We start from the raw sequence: 16,084 nt of genomic DNA, 5'->3' as shown, positions 1-16,084 counted from the left end.
TTTTTACCCCCGCTAATCTATATCTTCATCACCTATCGCCAATATGCTTCAACGCTTCCCGCCTGCTTAACGGTTTCAGCGTATGTTCTTCGACAAACTGCTTTACAATGACCGGATCGGTTTTCGCGTACTCCCTCAATACCCACCCAATTGCTTTCTGAATGAAGAACTCATTTGATTCCACATGCTGAAGAATGATTTCAACTAACAGCTCGGTATCCGTGTCCTTTTTGAACTTTAATTGATGCAGAATTGCGGAGCGGTTTGTCCACATATTATCTGATCGCGACCAGTCAAGCATCACTGATTTCCCGTATGCACGGTCCAATTTGACGACATGCCCGACAAGACTCGGTGCGATTGAGTCCACACTATCCCACCACGATTTTGATTCAATGAATTTCAATAGCTTCGGAAAATCGTCAGTCGTAAAGTGCTTCTTCATTTTATCGAGCAAAGCAATCGCAGCATACTGATATTCCCGCTCAGGTAATTCATATAGCTTCCAAGCCTCGTCAAAGAGCTCGTCAACTTCGGGCAACGCATATTCCCGGAATTGCTCACGTAACAGCTCTTTTCGCAACGGACTTTTAATCCCTAGGAAAGGAAAATGATGTTTCATATATGCTTTCATCGGCTCCGCCTGCTCAACGTTCCGGCACATTTCGAACTTCTTGATAATTCCTTTATGACTCCATTGTTTTTTCACTGATGTCAACTCCACTCTTATCCTCGTTCAATCCAAAACCTACGAACGACATTGCCATGCGGTTCCGTGAAGCTCTCGTCCTCTACACCGCCATTTTTGATAATGACAGCGGCTGAACCGACATTGTCTGCATTGCATGTGACCAGCACAGACCGAATGCCCAGCAGATCCGTTTTCTTCAATGCTTCGGAAAGCAAATAGGTCGCATACCCCTTCCGCCGTTCTGCAGGGCGGATTCCGTAGCCGATGTGTCCGCCGATTTGGCGTAAAGAGTCATTCAAGCCATGCCGGATATTAACCATTCCTACGATCCGTTCGTTGTCATCGATGAGAAAATAATTCGTATTCAGCATCCGGTTGTCTAGCCCTGCTTCCTTTGCCGCCATTTCTTCCAAATACACTTCATAAGGAATGTCCGCTTGCAAATGAAAACTGCTAGGTGTCATTCGGTCATCATCCCACTCATTCATATATGTAATATGTTCTGTTTTCCACTTCAAGGACGGTCTCTCAAGCCGCATGTAAAGCCCCCCAAACATTTTTCTTCATCTTAATATTCTGTCATAATTGAAACCATTCGTCTACGTAATGCGTATAAAAAGTGTGAATGTTGTTGAAAGGAGTGAGAGGATGCATCGATGGAAACCAGGCATCGCGATCGTTTTCATTCTCGGCAGTCTGCTTGTTGCTGGGTGCTCAAAGCCTGAACCGCAGGATGAAAACATCGAAGTCATTAAGACTGTTTTGGAAATTGATTTGAATGCACCCGATGAAGAAGCAATCCGATTACAAGAAGAACCATACAAATCAAAAGAAGCCGAAGAGGCAGGCGAAGGATTTTTAGAGGAATATTATAAGTACCAAAAGGAAACCTACAAACCTTATTTTACGGAAAGTGGTTTCGAACAATTCGTTATGACGAATCAAGCCTTCATGTTCCACCGGAGAGCCGACCAACATGGCTATCAACTTGAAGTGAAAAATATCGAGGTGGAGCAAAATGAAGTGACACCGACGAATTATAACTTCACAGTTACGTTGGATTATGAAATGAAAGATGAAGATAAAAAGGAAATCGAGATGTCAGGCATAGCGATTGTCCGCGATGGGAAAGTCGCGAAGATCACGTACCATATAAGGAATCATGATGAGTTAAAGAACTTATTGTATGGTGAGCAGAAATAATAGATTAGGCACCCTTACAATCTCAATTTGTTCGGGTGCCTAAGCCATTATTGGGAAACGCGATCCTGCTTCAATATATATTCCTCCGATAGACAAGCAGCGATATTGTATTTAACAAAAGCGTACCAATTAGTAGAACTGTCGCGGCGACCACCACTCCCCGGATCGTATCCATAAGCGCAGCCCAATCTTCAATCTGTACGAGATGATAGTTGTAATAGATCTGGAGAATGAGTGAAATTGCACACGCACTCAAACTCATAATGGATAAAGCGGCCCGATGTTTAGTAGTTCGCATGAGACTCACAACCGGCAATAACCAAGCAATGAGACCAAGCACCAGGCTGCCGACATTCAGTAAACCGACCACCACTACTCCCCCTTTGTAGTTTCCCTCCTTTGTAATGACCTTCTTTCGACACGTAAGGTTCCATTAATGCTCGTGGTCTTCGATTTGCTCTTTCAAGATATTTAATAGCAGAAAACTATCGGCAGAGGTCCCTTGCTGGCACCCCTCCAACGTATAAATGAACAATTGCTGTCCTTCATCTTCCACCAGTTCCGTGCAGGACATGCTCATTTTCCGAGGATTGTCCCCTCGCTCCTTATTTTTCGACCGGTCGATTTTCAAATCGAATTCAGTTCCATCGAAAGATAAATTGTACAATGTCGGGTTTCCTTCAAGGGTGTAGTTGGTAATTCGGACGGAGGCTGCTTCATCCGCTTCGACACTTTCTAAGAAATGTTGGAATCGGTCAAAATTGAAAATGGGTCCGTTCATATTGATGACATCCCCATTTTTGACGGCTTTTTCACTATCGTACGAACAACCGGCTATTAGGCATAATCCAAGCAGCAAAAGGAAATACAACTTTTTCGGCATATGATCCCTCCAATGACGTACTTCGTGCTTCGCCTACACTATATGCGTCAACCGGGTTCCTTATCCCGTGATAATTTCTCTGTTTTACCATTTAAGCGAGTACCTTCATAAGTGACTTTGCCTAATGGCTGATCACTGTAATAATAGTAAAGAATTGAATTTTCGCCGACAGTTCTATTGAAATTAATCGTTCCTATGTTCGCGGAGTAGCCGATAATTTTATCAAAGGATTGCTTTTTATCCACTATCAAACTTACATATAGTTTTTCTCTTCCTTTAAATTGCAACTCCTGTTCTACTATTTCATGATCGCCGACAAACATTTCATCCGTGATTGACCAGCCCCAAAACCCCTTCGATACCGCGTATACTTTGAACCCTTCTTCATAAGGCCGAATGGCTAACTCTTTATTATTGCTGATACCATAACTGACACCTGCTTTTCCCTCTTTCCCATCCAACGCTGCATCGGCAGTCGAGTTTACTATGTATTCATCCCAAACCCAGATTTTGAACAAAACAAGCCCACTGATAAGCAGCAAAACTCGTATTTTCTTTTGCATGGCGGTCCCCTCTCTCAAATCTTATCCTAACACTCTTACTACGCCAAAATGCTGGAATTCCCTTGCTTCATTTTAAGTGTTTTCCATACAACTCGGTAGGTCAAAGATCACGAAATGACAATATATTCTGGGAAATGCGAATATTGCGGACGGAATGAGCCAGCTGTGCGGAGTTTTGAGCCACCATTTGCGGAGAAGAGAGCCACTTGGCTAATAATCAAACTAAACAGCCGTTGGAATCTCACCTCTCCAACTGTTTAGTTCTAAAATCTCTTATTTTCTAACTGCTTGTCAATTATATCAATGGCCCAACGAACGAGTTCATCCGGATCGATTACCTCATCCACAATTGATAGACAAGGAGGTAATAGTCTAGCTTCTACCTTTTTCATCACTTCTTCTGGGTGGGCCAGCCGACAAAACGCGGATATTATACGCTAACGATTATCAAAAACGTTCAGTCTTGTATTATTTTTTTTATGAACTTGTCGGAAAATAATATTGAATATGAATTCCATATTCAATATTAGTATACATAACACCCGTTATAAGAGTAAATAAATGGTGCCTTTGACGAGAAAGTATTGAATATAAAATTTATTCTAAAAAGGAGGATTATTGATAATAATGAAGAATTATATAAGTATCAAAATAAAGGGAGTGGTTTAGTTGAAAAAGCATTAATTGTTATTTTTAATCACAGCCTTATTAATTATTTTGGGGGGCATACCAATTAAAAGTGTTCAAGCGTCTGATGAAATCAGTTTACTATAGTTCCGTAGGGTCATTTATCAATCATATGTATAGTGATCTAGGTACTAACTATAGCAGGAACTTCTATGGGCCAATATGTCTCAGGATTACGCACGCATGTAAGGGAAAACTATACAGCCACCAAATGGGATGTATGGTCATATAGAGCCAATGGTTACTTTGAGCATTACAAAGACATGATTATGTCCGATAAGCCGGCTGGCTTACGATTTGATTTTTTTATTAGAGAAGGTACTTATGTGCCTTATCATTTTGTTGCTGGTATTGGATATGATGATAGAAGTGTGGCAAAGTTTGCAATTAAGGATCCAGATGCGGGATCAGGTACCATTTGGTTAAACTGGGACGATAACAGCAAGGATATGGCAATGGGATTAGTAAATTATATAAATTAAAGGAAGTTTGTAAATACTCAGCCCCTCTTCATAATTTAGGAGGGGTTTCTATTTTCTATCGCTTGTAGGTTTAACTAATCGTACCCGTTTCTATTAGTTCTTGAATGGCGTGGATTTTTGTTGGACATTAATAGAGGGGATCTCTGTTCCTATTGATTGTTGTCGATTGGAATTGCTGGATGGACTAAAAACGCCCACACGACATCACGATGATTCCTTAGACGGTCCAACAGATTACGAGCTGGTCTTTACGTCCATAATTAATGACCCATTCACAGAGAGGTAACATGCACAATTCTCCCCTCTCCTTGTCTACAGATTTTTAGATAGGCTAAGTAGTTATATAATATTTTTATAACCTAATAAGTAAAGCAAAGGAGGATTCGAGCATGAACTCTATATTTTTATTAATCATTTCAATTTATGCTTTTTTTATAGGGAATAAGTTTATTAAACCAAACTCTAAAAAATCCTTATTTACAACTTTTATTATTATTCTTATTACAAGTACATTATTATTCTTCCTTGTAGATATAGTTACTTTCAAGCCACGACCAAATAAAGCGGTTTCTGGTAATGGGAATATAGGTTTCATTGTTCTATACTTCCTAATTCCAATTTTTCTTATCCAATTATTTATATTAAGTAAAGGTATTTATCAAGGCTTTAAACGGCAACCACTATCTGAATTGATAAAACATATCATGTTTGGGATTGTTTTACTTGTAATGGGGACTATATTGCAAATAACATATGTTTCAAGTAAATTAAACGCTTTATCAAATCACCCGTATAATCCATTCGAAGAAGGATATAGAGGAAGTATCATTAATCAGTACACGAACACCTTGTTTTTCAATGGGAATATATATGGTATTTTTATTGCAGCAGTAGTTATTGGAACACTTTTAACTCTTAGGTTTAAAAGATGTAAAGACCACACTAAAATATAGATACCATAGTAAAGAACTCTCAGGGATATTCTCTTTTCCATAAAGGGGTACAGTATTTCCAAAATCCTCCTCCGATAACTAACCATAAAAATAACCTCCTGTATAGTAGGGTCATGCTAATTTGCATGCAACTTTAGTATACAAGAGGTTATTTTATATATAATGGCTCTTTGTCTCGCAAAAGGTGGCTCTATTCTCCGCAATCGGTGGCTCGAAACTCCGCACAAGCGGCTCAATTCATTCGCAATATTCAAAATGAACGATAAGTTCCGGGAAATGATTGATAACATCGTGCAAATGATCGATAATCTTAGGCAACTGATCGATAACTCTCTGGAAATGACCGATATCTTTTTCAGGCGCTAGTTTGCAATAAATTTCTAGCAATTTACTGTCATTTCAAGGTACAATAGTTAGAATGTTACATCTACTTGAGGGATGGTGAATTTGCATGTACAAATTGTATTGTCGCAGCTTTCAGGGTGTGATGAAAGTGTCTACTCTTTTTCTACCATGGCGGGAACCCCAGCTACTAGAAGGGGAAAATAGTTTAGCAGAGCTTCCGAGGTTGATTAAACGAGAAGGCATTGAAACGGTTTTGATTGTGAGTGATACAGGGATTGCCGCAACCGGATTAATGGATGGTTTCCTTGATGGAATGCGACGTGAAGGAATCACGTTTGCCATGTACGACAAAACGGTCCCGAATCCGACGATCGATAATATCGAGGAGGCGCTGCAACTATATAAAGCGAACGATTGCCAAGGTCTTGTCGCATTCGGCGGCGGATCGTCGATTGATTGTGCGAAAGGGGTCGGTGCACGCTTGGCCAGGCCAAGCAAAACCATTCCCCAAATGAAAGGCATTTTGAAGGTGAATAAAAAAATGCCGCCACTATTCGTAGTGCCTACGACGGCTGGAACCGGCAGTGAAGCGACACTCGCCTGCGTCGTTTCCAACAGTGAAACGCATGAGAAATATGCGCTCATGGACACCGCCCTCATTCCGCATTTCGCAGTGTTGGATCCGCTGCTCACCGTGAAACTTCCGAGGCATATCACGTCAACGACCGGAATGGACGCACTGACGCACGCGGTCGAAGCGTACATCGGCAAAAGCAATACGAAGCAGACGAGACAATGGAGCGTCGATGCCGTGAAGCTCATTTTCGAAAATCTATACGAAGCTTATTCCAATGGGGATAATATAGCCGCACGCACAAATATGCAAAAAGCCGCCTATCTCGCAGGAATGGCGTTCACTCGTGCCTATGTCGGCAATGTCCATGCTATCGCCCATACGCTGAGCGGATTTTACAACGTGCCGCATGGACTCGCCAATGCCGTCATCCTTCCTCATGTCCTTGACTATTACGGGGAATCTGTGCACGAGCCTTTGGCAGAGTTGGCTGATGCAGCCGGTGTTTGCGCAGCTTCCGAATCCACCAGGGAGAAGGCGATGAAATTCATTCAAGCAATTAAGGATTTGAATGAAGAGATGGACATCTCGGTGAATGTGGACTGCATTATCGACAGCGACATCCCGCTCATGGCGGAGCGCGCGATACAAGAAGCGAATCCGCTTTACCCGGTGCCGAAAATTTTATTGAAAGAGGATATGGATAAGCTGCTCCGGACGATCGGGGCGTGAGTTAGAAACACGAGTCCCCCGCAATGGGCATATACTGAGGCATCGAAGAAATGCGGAGGTTGCCTATGTATTATTCCTCTTTTCCTTATGGCTTCAATTCCCGGCAACAAGCTTTCATGCCGGTCCACCCAGGATATATGGCTATGCCCACTCCGACACCGCAAGGCGGAAGAAGCCCCTTTCCTCCGGTAAATACGCGGAAATTAAACGAGTCGGCTAAACGATTCAAGCAAGTGATGAATGAAGCGAATCTTTTCATCGGTACGCTGACAGCTTCAGATGATTTCGCCCGCAGGCTCATGGACGCCGCACAGCGTTCGGACCAACAAGAAGTTGAGCGGCTCGTCCGCTCGACAGGTGTAACCATTAAATACAATCTGTCCTACACACCCTCCGGCATCCAGATCGACTTCTCGAACAGCGACGCCCAAAGCAGCTGCTGCACGCTGCGGATGGCGCTGGGTTGGTGAATAAAAGAAAGGTAGTCAAGAAGCGACGGCTCCAATTGATGGAGAGAAAATATAGCATTCGGGGACGCAATTCGCATATGAATTGTGTCTCCTTTTCTGTTGATGTATCAATGTTCAAGTAAATCTCACCACAATTGTTAAGCCAAGCAACAACAGTACCTAAATTTATGTCCCTCTGCTACTTACACAGCTACTATACTTGTTAATTGGTAGGTGGAATGGCTCCTTGAATAGAATTCTAAAGTAATTGAAATTATTGAAGAGCGCAAGGGATATTGTGCTAAAATAGAGTTATAAGAAGACGGCTTATTCAACAAATGCATCCTTTAGTTGAATAGGTAATTCATTCTTGAGAGAATGCTTATGAAAAAAATACGTACACTTTCATCTTTTTTACTGTTGATTGCTCTGATAGTAAGTGGGTGTGATTCAAAAAGCAGGGACGGAGAACCTCTTGACATTAAGTTCGGTTATGTCGGGGATTTATTCAACTATAAGGATGCTTATGTTGGGGATAACAGTGCAGTAGGGAATATCGTAAGTCGATTAAAGAATGCAGAACAGTTTACAAGATTTGAACTGAAAACAGATGAGGAGCCATATGGCATCATTTTGAATTACAGCCTTGAAGAATCGGAACAGGATTATAAAGATATTGTTGTTTATAATGCTACATTTTTATTCACCTTACTTCAGAATGCAGATTGGGTCAGGTTTAATTTTGAGAACGAAGAATACACAATTACCAAAGATAAACTAAAAACTTGGTATGGAGAAGATTTTACAGGATTGCAAAGTGAGGATGAAGTAAAAACGTTAATACAAAAACATTCGGATGATGAAAATAAAGTAGACGAGTTATTTAATTAACAGGCGCGATTTCACAAGTTTGATCATAAAGAAGACCACCTAAATTAGTAACGGGTTCGGTTGATGGGGAGAAAAGTCCAATTAACAACGTAACTAACAGGCTAATCAGCATTTATTTCAACAGTGAAATAGATATATAAAAAACAAGTAAAAACGCTCAAATCTGAGCGTTTATTTGCGAAATATTTTACTTTCCTTATTGAGCTAAAGCACCCGTAATTTAAAGATCATAATGAAGATTAATATTCAAATCAATTAGAGAAGATGAAACTTCATAATAAACAGTAATTACTCTCCTAAACCTTCTAAATGTTTTAGGTCGTGTAAATCAGGTGTAACCCACCCTCGTTGGGTAATATCACTTTTATTACGGGCGAAATATTTATATTCCACTAGTGGTTCGGTATCAAATATTACGCCTATATAATATGGATTCAGGTGTTTATAGCCGTCCTCACGATGAGGCACTATCCTATATTCCCACGTTTCCCCAGGGTACTGTTCTTCCAAATGCATCTGAATATAACCTACTTTTTTTTTCAATTTGTATATCAATCCAATCTGGACGTACAAAATAAAAAATACCAAAAGACACCAAAAATAATATAGCCAATCCCTGAATAACTTTTCTCCATTTTCCTTTCAAAATAAGAGAAACTAATAGAATAACAAGTAAAATCCCACCGACTATGATCAATTCAATTAGTTCAGCTGGATGCAATGAATACCCCCCTTTTTTTTTGAAACAGTTAGAGTTTGTTCTTCAGCTAACCTGCCTTGTTAGTTGAAGAAAAAAGAGCCGTTGTCTTAGCAGCCACGATCTTCAAGTAAAGCACCCGTTACTTTAAGTACATTCCTTCACAAACTCAAAAGTCAGTTGAATAAGAAAAAAGTGCATTCCCAGTTGTTGAAGTAATGCACCTTTTTGAAGAAACACTTAATTTTCTTACTTCTCAACCTAATAGCAAATTGCTAATCTTGATTCTCCAAATCATATGATCGTACCCTTTGTCCCAATAATCCTTTAACAAATAATTAGGGTCCCCAAATTTCTTTTTCCAGATTTTTTGTGCATTAATATATCCACTATCTAAACAAAATTCTTCTATGCCTTTACTCTGTAAAGTAAAATACATCTTATTCAATAGCAAATTACCTATCCCCATTCTCTGGTAGTCCGGCTGAACAAATAATGTACCTACCTCATTTAGCTCTTTAAAAGCGTTGTTTGTACAATCACATATGAGATCACTTGCTGGACCATATTCAATTGAACCAATAATTTTATCACCATCTAAAGCAATCAGGAAATATCGTTTCTCTCCATTGCTTTCAAAATCACTTTGTAAATATTTTTCCTTAACTTTGACTTCATCATTAATATCCTTCAACTTCTTGCCTAAACCTTCTTTATTAAAAGTATCAGTAATCACTATTTTAAAAAATGAATTTAACTCTTTAATGTCCTCAATTTTTGGCCTTCTTATCTCCACTTTAAGCACTCAAAACTCTTCCTCTCTCCCATTCACTTCAACACCATACTTAAACTATCCTACTTCAAGTAAAGCACCCGTTAGTGAAGAATATTTTTATTGAAGTCCATATTTTAGTATCTGTTCTCTAATTACCTCATTGCCGAATGTGAACCATAATAAAAGCAAGAAAACTATAACTCCCATCACAAGACTAAACAATGCAAAGTATTTATTTTCCTTCTTTATTAAGGGATATAGAACAATTAACAACGTACCAAAAGCAAGGGTAATTACAACCGAAAGTTGTCCTGTTAGTGTTTCGAAAACCATAATAACACCTCCAAATAACGAAATATTTTCAACAGTACTTATTGATGCATTATTGAACTAACCTGCACCGTTAGTTCTATATGTATGAGTCCCAGCAGATCAACGATCTTCAAGTGAAGCACTCGTTAGTAAAGACATTGTTAATTTTGCACCTCAATATTATCAGCACCCGCTTGACTAGGGCTTCTTTGCTCTTATCGTTTTTAGTAAAGAATCGATTTCTTGATAAGCCCCCATTATCCAATCCCCCATTTAGTACCATTTCTTATTCGTCTATCAGCTCTTCGATTCGTTCTTTGGAAATTGAAAAAGGAGTTGCAAGAAAAACCATAAAACCACCTATTATATATACGAAGACACTAAGTCCCAAGTTTGGATGTGCCGGTGTGAAGCGCAGCGCAGACATAATGACAATCCCTACGATAATCATGATGGCGAGGGCTTTCGGCCACTTTACGAGTTGCTTCGTTTTGCCGGGATTCACAAAAACTGAAGCAATCCGCTCTTTCCATAAATGACTCACTATGAATAAAAACACTGTAACGACCAGGAAAGGCCAAAAAGCTACCGAACCATATACCGCCCTAACAAAAGGCATCATTGCAAAAATAGATAGTCCGGTAAGTATCCAATACAACTGGAGGGAATTGTACCGCCTCGGTTCGCTTTTACTATAACGTCTCCACAATAGGAGGAGACGGAACATAATGAAAGCCTCCAATGATAAGTTGATGGGCAGCCAAAAAAAGAACTGTCCTTCCGGTACAGAGCTGGCCACTAACACAAACAAAAGATGCAGAAAAAATGTAAAGACAATAAGATTATCCGCTTTCACTGGTCTGTTAATTTCCTCTTTTAACGTCATCGGGTCTACTCCTCTTTCAAGACAAGATATGTAGGTAAGCTTGACTTGTAATTTCAAGGTGATGGGGTTCTTTTCCGAGTAGTCTTTTATCAAATGTAGATTTATGGTCAATGGATACTACGTCAAATTCGATGTGTCCCCAAATGCAGTATTTTTTTGTTTTCTCCCAATCAACTGAACCTGTTTAGGATTTTAGCGTTTTCTTTCTTTTATAGAACACGTAAATCGCATTACAAGCTACCACTAATGCAAAAACAGACAGATATCCTATCGCAAATGTTAGGTTCAGTTCACCGCTAACGACAAAGATTGCAATAAAAGTCCCAAGAAGTGCTGTCAGAACGATTTGAGTTAATCGCCATTCTGAATGTGATTGTTTCTTCATTTTATTACACCCCTTCATTCTCTATACAACACATACTGATTTCGTCTCAACTGGCCATTATCTTAAGTTGAGCACTACATGATATCCCAAGGGAAACGGAAAAACCTACTGATAGTTAGCTGCATAGTTTCCTTCTTCAAATATTTCCTTCGGACTTTTGGAAGTCCATTCTTCTACTGTCATATCAGGATGCAGATTCAAGTATGATCTCATCATTTTGTATCCTTCACTATAACCATATGAATTAGGAAGACCATTAGAGCCACCTATAATCATTTCATCATGAATGTCACGAGTAATAACATTCTCAAGATATGGTTCGATCTTGCTCCAATATTCTTTGTTATATCTTTCGTCAACCACATAATGACTATGGTTTAAATTCGGATACACTATGGATTCAAACATCACGGCCTGTCCTTCCACTATTAAATGATCTAATCCTGTCAGGGCATAATTTTCAGTATAATGTTTTCCCATCCAAACGCTATGATGATATTCATGAGACATACTTGTTCGATATCTTTGATCAGGCCTGCTGTGAAAGACGATAATTTTCCCTGATAAAAGTGTTAACATATCAGAAGGAATCCTTTCACTTTTAGGAAATACACATACTGTTGTTTTTTTATCTGATGAAAGTATGTCTGAGGATTTAACGAGTGATTCTTCAAATAATTCATTCAAATAATCTTTATTGATTGATTCAATTTGATTCCTAAAATTATCAAAATCACTTTCTCTTGGAACCCAATTAAGTACAGTGGCGGAATCTGCATATTGCGAGTCCTCAAAGCATGCTTCATACACAGGTTGTACAACTTCTTGTTGATATAATTTATAGAGAGATTCATCCGGATGATCTTTTACAGCTTCAAAGTAATTTTCATATAACAAATGAGCATGAATAATAGTAAACTCTTGCCCCGTATTGGGGTTGTTAAAAGAATAGGAAATATCTTGTTGGTCATTTTCCAAGTTAATATCTTCGTGTGGCTGCTCAATTTTCTTACAGGCAGATAACGTAAAAATGAGGAGCATACAAATTGAAAGTAAAACTTTATTTACACTTAAAAGTTTCATCTCTCTCTACTCTTCCTTTTCTTATTTAAAATAACCCCAAAAACAATAAGAACCATGGAAACTAATGATGCTGTCCAAATATTTATAGGGGTCATTAAACTTAAAACCAATATGAAAATCCCTAATAGGATTAACCCAATGCCCAATATATTTCCTCCCTCTCTCTTCTATTAAACGATCTGTTAAAGGATATTGTTGATTATTTAACTTATAATATGGAAATTACACATATAAAGTATACAACTAATGTTTTACTCATTGTTATCGTCTTTTTTCGACAGTTGAGAGATAAATTTATCCATTGAAATACCAACTAAAAACCAAAACAATATAGTTAAAACGTACTTCATTACTATTGAAATATTGGCAGGGTGTGTAAAGTTTTCAACAAACCAATGCGTTCCCATTATCCAAAAAGGTGGACTTGCAAGGAATAACAATATGGATTTGTCATCAAAACCCAATAAGTTGAAAAGGCATATACCGATAGCAATGATTGTAAGCCAAAAACTAAATTTCTTATATATCTTCATAAATCAACCTCGATTCATCTATCAAACAGAGCCTTAATAAAAACTAATAATATTGCCCACTCTTAGCAACAACTGCGGCCATTATTGAGTAATACAGAATATATTACAATAGCTACCAGTAATAACAGAATTATTATCCCTGTACCCTTCCAACCTAAACCACCGACCAAATCAGAAAGGTTACTTCCGTGAATACTGCTTGAAAGATGTTTTAATTCCTTTTGTCTTAGTCTCTCTCTTCTATCTTCGGGAGTTTCGTTATCTCTGCTCATTTTCTCACCCTTAAGAAGTTTTTCCGCATTCCGGTCCCTTTTTTTATCAGGTATATTTTCTAATCCCGCAAACGCTCCCGATTATGGAGTATTGCTATTAAAGTAGTGCACCGTTAGTTGATAAGAAACCTAAGTCAATAACATTGTTCTTGACTCGGATCAAATGTTCTAATTATCCTTTCGGATAATGGATTACCATTGGAAATGTAGCCACCGATAGGAAATTCTGTAGTGTTAATTTCATTTACCGGCTTTCCATCTTTGTCTACATAAAAAGCTTTTTCTTTGTGCCACCCTAAATCTGTAATAAACTTATATGTTGATGAAGTTAGAATATCTCCCTGTTTAGGCACTACAAATAGCAGCGTATCATCTACAATTTCCAGTTCTTTCTCGTTAGGCTGATTGAAATATATGTTAACACACCCTTTGAAGCCTTCAGGCAAATGATAAACAATAGTAGTGTCATTGGTTGGTTTGCTTATCCACCATACAAAAGCTACCGTCAAAACTAGACTACTCGATATCCATATTTTCTTACCCATATCATTACTCCAATCACTAATTAACAGCACAATCACGTAAAAACGATCCATTCAACAATCGCTTCCATTCATTCAATGCCAACCTGTCTTTTCAGTTCCGTCCAAATAATGGACTTTTACTTCAGGATCATAAGTAACAGGGGACTCTGAAAAGCAATACCATATTCGTCCCTGACTTGTTTCAATGATTGTTGCTTTGGCGAAGTCTTGGTCTTTGTATTTTATCTCAAGGGTCTCAATCAAAGGGTCGTTAATAACCCCGAATGTCAGTGATAGTAGTTCATTATCATCCGACATTTTCCTTGTTGGCTGTAAGTTACTAAACATGTGGGTCAGCATTCTATCCCCTTCGTTGAATTGCTTACTTCCTGTTCCAAACACCCACCGAAAACCAAGAAGTGTCTTCTCAATTGATGCTACTGATAAAACATCACCATGGCTGCCATAAAATACAATCAGGTGATCATTAAAATCGATAGTGTGGAAAACTTCATCAACTGGGACATTCGAATCTCTTATAGCTTCATCAAAATCCCTATAGCTCACTTTGTAGTAAGTGAAAATGGCGATCATAAGTAACAAAAACAAAACAGCCAATCTCGCTTTCATATACCATCCCCCAATAACTTTAGACCATAGAAACCCTATTAGTAAATACTAATACGATCTGACTAACCAAAAGTTTCGATGATTCTCAAAACAATATGAGAATCCAAAAAAAGACTGCCCCTGTACAAACATGGGACAGCCTTTGAACTCCTCATTTTCCCTTCAACAGTCGGAGTTTTTTATTACATACCTCGCAATTACTATAAGGGGTTCATCACCATCAAATTGGAATAGGCATATGAATACCGTAGGAGGTGAACTGCATGCCAAGCAACCCATTGCAGACGCTGCTGACACAAACACCGGAAGAAGGGTTTGCATTAGCGGTTAAGCTTGCACAAAAAGGGGTGGGAGTTACACAGCCTTCTGAGGAGATCAGAAAAATGCTGCGGCCGGTATATTCCAAGAATGCGGATAGCTTAATCGCAGTATCACAAGTCATCGCAATCCATTTCCAAACAATAGCTGCAGCCAACAACTACTGGAGGCCGTGGACGCCGCCATACTACTAAATTGTGTCGGTGCCTGTGCATGGTGCATTTATGACAATTCATTAAAAATAATAAAAATGCAATAGAGATCCAGTTAAACATTGAGTTCACTGGTTTCCCTATTGCATTTTATACAATTGTAGTGCATTATCTGAATTGTGTCTTACACAGGCACCTGTTAAAAAAACCTGCCAAGTTTATTCCTGATCAAACCACAGCAGTTCCTTGTCATTTTCGTCGCCATTATAATTGATCAATATTTCTTCGCCGGCTTTTATATCTGTGTATGCAAAGAAGTCAAACGTATGCTTTTCAAAACTGATTTCATACGTTGCGTTCGGCTCATAGGAATGGTTGAATAACATTCCGTACCCAAGAAGGATCGCGGTATGATTAATGCCATATTCAAAGGCATAATCAGACAACAACGTTTTCTCAATGTGGGGATGCTGTTCGTTCGGATATGCAATGACGGGTGCTTCATGGACCATCGTTCCTTTGGCGATATCACATGTGGCAAATACCCCTCTATTGAATTCACCGTCACTCAGTGAAGATGTTTTTACTTCTATCATGCTGTTCACCTACTCACTTGTAAAATGTACTTTCTTACTATAACATGTATTGACGCAGTGAGTGGTTTTATTCACTCTTGAAAAATAAAGTGGCAAAGTCATCACAAATAGGCACAAAAAAAGACCCTACATGGTAGGGTCTTTTTCATGCAATCATTAAGCTTTTTGAACGTTTGTAGCTTGTAGGCCACGTTGTCCTTGTTCAATTTCAAATGTTACGCTTTGACCTTCGTCTAAAGATTTGAAACCGTCGCTTTGAATTGCTGAGAAGTGTACGAATACGTCTTCTCCACCTTCACGCTCGATGAATCCAAAACCTTTTTCTGCGTTAAACCACTTAACTGTACCTTGTTCCATAGTTATTGCCTCCTATGTGTGGATATCCACACAATATGTTACTATCTTTGTTCAAATGCTTTAGACGAATAACAAAATCTATTCTCAAAAAAGAACAAAAATAACTCTTCC

Annotated in this window: 24 protein-coding genes; 7 read left to right on the top strand and 17 right to left on the bottom strand. The window is 38.9% G+C overall.

Features of this window, described 5'->3' with window-relative positions:
- Window positions 1-28 precede the first annotated feature (28 nt).
- Window positions 29-709, bottom strand: a complete 681-nt coding sequence (locus tag M3152_RS14860; protein ID WP_251696250.1) for a DNA alkylation repair protein — start codon at window positions 707-709, stop codon at window positions 29-31.
- Between the two features lie 17 nt (window positions 710-726).
- Entirely contained in the window at window positions 727-1,230 is a 504-nt protein-coding gene (locus tag M3152_RS14855; RefSeq protein WP_251696248.1) for a GNAT family N-acetyltransferase, read from the bottom strand.
- 109 nt (window positions 1,231-1,339) lie between these two features.
- On the opposite strand from M3152_RS14855, the gene M3152_RS14850 reads away from it, so the two are divergent.
- A complete protein-coding gene (locus M3152_RS14850) occupies window positions 1,340-1,894 on the top strand; it encodes a hypothetical protein (RefSeq protein ID WP_251696246.1) in 555 nt (184 codons plus the stop codon).
- A 70-nt stretch (window positions 1,895-1,964) separates the two neighbouring features.
- Here M3152_RS14850 and M3152_RS14845 read toward each other — a convergent pair whose 3' ends face one another.
- From M3152_RS14845 to M3152_RS14835, 3 genes are all read right to left on the bottom strand, one after another.
- The gene (locus M3152_RS14845) at window positions 1,965-2,264 is read right to left on the bottom strand and encodes a hypothetical protein (RefSeq protein WP_251696244.1); all 300 of its coding nucleotides are present in this window, start codon (window positions 2,262-2,264) and stop codon (window positions 1,965-1,967) included.
- Window positions 2,265-2,327: 63 nt separating this feature from the next.
- Window positions 2,328-2,777 carry a DUF4362 domain-containing protein gene (locus tag M3152_RS14840; protein WP_251696242.1) on the bottom strand — a complete coding sequence of 150 codons (450 nt, stop codon included), beginning with the start codon at window positions 2,775-2,777 and terminating at the stop codon, window positions 2,328-2,330.
- A 47-nt stretch (window positions 2,778-2,824) separates the two neighbouring features.
- Window positions 2,825-3,340 (bottom strand): hypothetical protein, encoded by a 516-nt coding sequence (locus M3152_RS14835; protein WP_251696240.1) that lies wholly within the window; start codon window positions 3,338-3,340, stop codon window positions 2,825-2,827.
- Window positions 3,341-4,179: 839 nt separating this feature from the next.
- On the opposite strand from M3152_RS14835, the gene M3152_RS14830 reads away from it, so the two are divergent.
- The 5 genes from M3152_RS14830 to M3152_RS14810 all read left to right on the top strand — a co-directional run bounded on the left by M3152_RS14830 (window position 4,180) and on the right by M3152_RS14810 (window position 8,453).
- Window positions 4,180-4,509: a hypothetical protein gene (locus M3152_RS14830; RefSeq protein WP_251696239.1), complete on the top strand. Its 330-nt coding sequence runs from the start codon at window positions 4,180-4,182 to the stop codon at window positions 4,507-4,509.
- Window positions 4,510-4,898: 389 nt separating this feature from the next.
- On the top strand, window positions 4,899-5,462 hold the full coding sequence (locus M3152_RS14825) for a hypothetical protein (protein ID WP_251696237.1): 564 nt from the start codon (window positions 4,899-4,901) through the stop codon (window positions 5,460-5,462).
- Window positions 5,463-5,913: 451 nt separating this feature from the next.
- The gene (locus M3152_RS14820; RefSeq protein ID WP_251696235.1) at window positions 5,914-7,113 is read left to right on the top strand and encodes an iron-containing alcohol dehydrogenase; all 1,200 of its coding nucleotides are present in this window, start codon (window positions 5,914-5,916) and stop codon (window positions 7,111-7,113) included.
- A gap of 65 nt (window positions 7,114-7,178) precedes the next feature.
- Window positions 7,179-7,583 (top strand): hypothetical protein, encoded by a 405-nt coding sequence (locus tag M3152_RS14815; RefSeq protein ID WP_251696233.1) that lies wholly within the window; start codon window positions 7,179-7,181, stop codon window positions 7,581-7,583.
- 363 nt (window positions 7,584-7,946) lie between these two features.
- The gene (locus M3152_RS14810; protein ID WP_251696231.1) at window positions 7,947-8,453 is read left to right on the top strand and encodes a DUF4825 domain-containing protein; all 507 of its coding nucleotides are present in this window, start codon (window positions 7,947-7,949) and stop codon (window positions 8,451-8,453) included.
- Window positions 8,454-8,925: 472 nt separating this feature from the next.
- Here M3152_RS14810 and M3152_RS14805 read toward each other — a convergent pair whose 3' ends face one another.
- The 10 genes from M3152_RS14805 to M3152_RS14760 all read right to left on the bottom strand — a co-directional run bounded on the left by M3152_RS14805 (window position 8,926) and on the right by M3152_RS14760 (window position 14,550).
- Window positions 8,926-9,174, bottom strand: coding sequence for a hypothetical protein (locus M3152_RS14805; protein ID WP_251696229.1), 249 nt, complete (start codon window positions 9,172-9,174; stop codon window positions 8,926-8,928).
- Between the two features lie 232 nt (window positions 9,175-9,406).
- A complete protein-coding gene (locus M3152_RS14800; protein ID WP_251696227.1) occupies window positions 9,407-9,955 on the bottom strand; it encodes a GNAT family N-acetyltransferase in 549 nt (182 codons plus the stop codon).
- 87 nt (window positions 9,956-10,042) lie between these two features.
- Window positions 10,043-10,258, bottom strand: coding sequence for a hypothetical protein (locus tag M3152_RS14795; protein WP_251696226.1), 216 nt, complete (start codon window positions 10,256-10,258; stop codon window positions 10,043-10,045).
- Window positions 10,259-10,523: 265 nt separating this feature from the next.
- Window positions 10,524-11,123, bottom strand: coding sequence for a hypothetical protein (locus M3152_RS14790; protein WP_251696224.1), 600 nt, complete (start codon window positions 11,121-11,123; stop codon window positions 10,524-10,526).
- Window positions 11,124-11,307: 184 nt separating this feature from the next.
- Window positions 11,308-11,508: a hypothetical protein gene (locus tag M3152_RS14785; protein ID WP_251696222.1), complete on the bottom strand. Its 201-nt coding sequence runs from the start codon at window positions 11,506-11,508 to the stop codon at window positions 11,308-11,310.
- 105 nt (window positions 11,509-11,613) lie between these two features.
- The gene (locus M3152_RS14780) at window positions 11,614-12,591 is read right to left on the bottom strand and encodes a DUF2268 domain-containing putative Zn-dependent protease (RefSeq protein WP_251696220.1); all 978 of its coding nucleotides are present in this window, start codon (window positions 12,589-12,591) and stop codon (window positions 11,614-11,616) included.
- Window positions 12,592-12,842: 251 nt separating this feature from the next.
- On the bottom strand, window positions 12,843-13,124 hold the full coding sequence (locus M3152_RS14775) for a hypothetical protein (RefSeq protein WP_251696218.1): 282 nt from the start codon (window positions 13,122-13,124) through the stop codon (window positions 12,843-12,845).
- Window positions 13,125-13,186: 62 nt separating this feature from the next.
- Window positions 13,187-13,396 (bottom strand): DUF6366 family protein, encoded by a 210-nt coding sequence (locus M3152_RS14770; protein ID WP_251696216.1) that lies wholly within the window; start codon window positions 13,394-13,396, stop codon window positions 13,187-13,189.
- Window positions 13,397-13,530: 134 nt separating this feature from the next.
- Window positions 13,531-13,992, bottom strand: a complete 462-nt coding sequence (locus M3152_RS14765) for a DUF6843 domain-containing protein (RefSeq protein ID WP_251696214.1) — start codon at window positions 13,990-13,992, stop codon at window positions 13,531-13,533.
- 21 nt (window positions 13,993-14,013) lie between these two features.
- Window positions 14,014-14,550 (bottom strand): hypothetical protein, encoded by a 537-nt coding sequence (locus tag M3152_RS14760; RefSeq protein WP_251696212.1) that lies wholly within the window; start codon window positions 14,548-14,550, stop codon window positions 14,014-14,016.
- A gap of 263 nt (window positions 14,551-14,813) precedes the next feature.
- On the opposite strand from M3152_RS14760, the gene M3152_RS14755 reads away from it, so the two are divergent.
- Entirely contained in the window at window positions 14,814-15,062 is a 249-nt protein-coding gene (locus M3152_RS14755; RefSeq protein ID WP_251696210.1) for a hexameric tyrosine-coordinated heme protein, read from the top strand.
- Between the two features lie 176 nt (window positions 15,063-15,238).
- Here M3152_RS14755 and M3152_RS14750 read toward each other — a convergent pair whose 3' ends face one another.
- Both M3152_RS14750 and M3152_RS14745 read right to left on the bottom strand, forming a co-directional pair.
- Complete coding sequence (locus M3152_RS14750) at window positions 15,239-15,616, bottom strand: SET domain-containing protein (protein WP_251696208.1); 378 nt, start codon at window positions 15,614-15,616, stop codon at window positions 15,239-15,241.
- A gap of 156 nt (window positions 15,617-15,772) precedes the next feature.
- A complete protein-coding gene (locus M3152_RS14745; RefSeq protein ID WP_147058293.1) occupies window positions 15,773-15,973 on the bottom strand; it encodes a cold-shock protein in 201 nt (66 codons plus the stop codon).
- Window positions 15,974-16,084 lie beyond the last annotated feature (111 nt).

Source organism: Sporosarcina luteola (assembly GCF_023715245.1).
Classification (GTDB): domain Bacteria; phylum Bacillota; class Bacilli; order Bacillales_A; family Planococcaceae; genus Sporosarcina; species Sporosarcina luteola_C.
The sequence above is the reverse complement of the archived record's forward strand: the minus strand, read 5'-3'. Positions and strand labels throughout refer to the sequence as shown.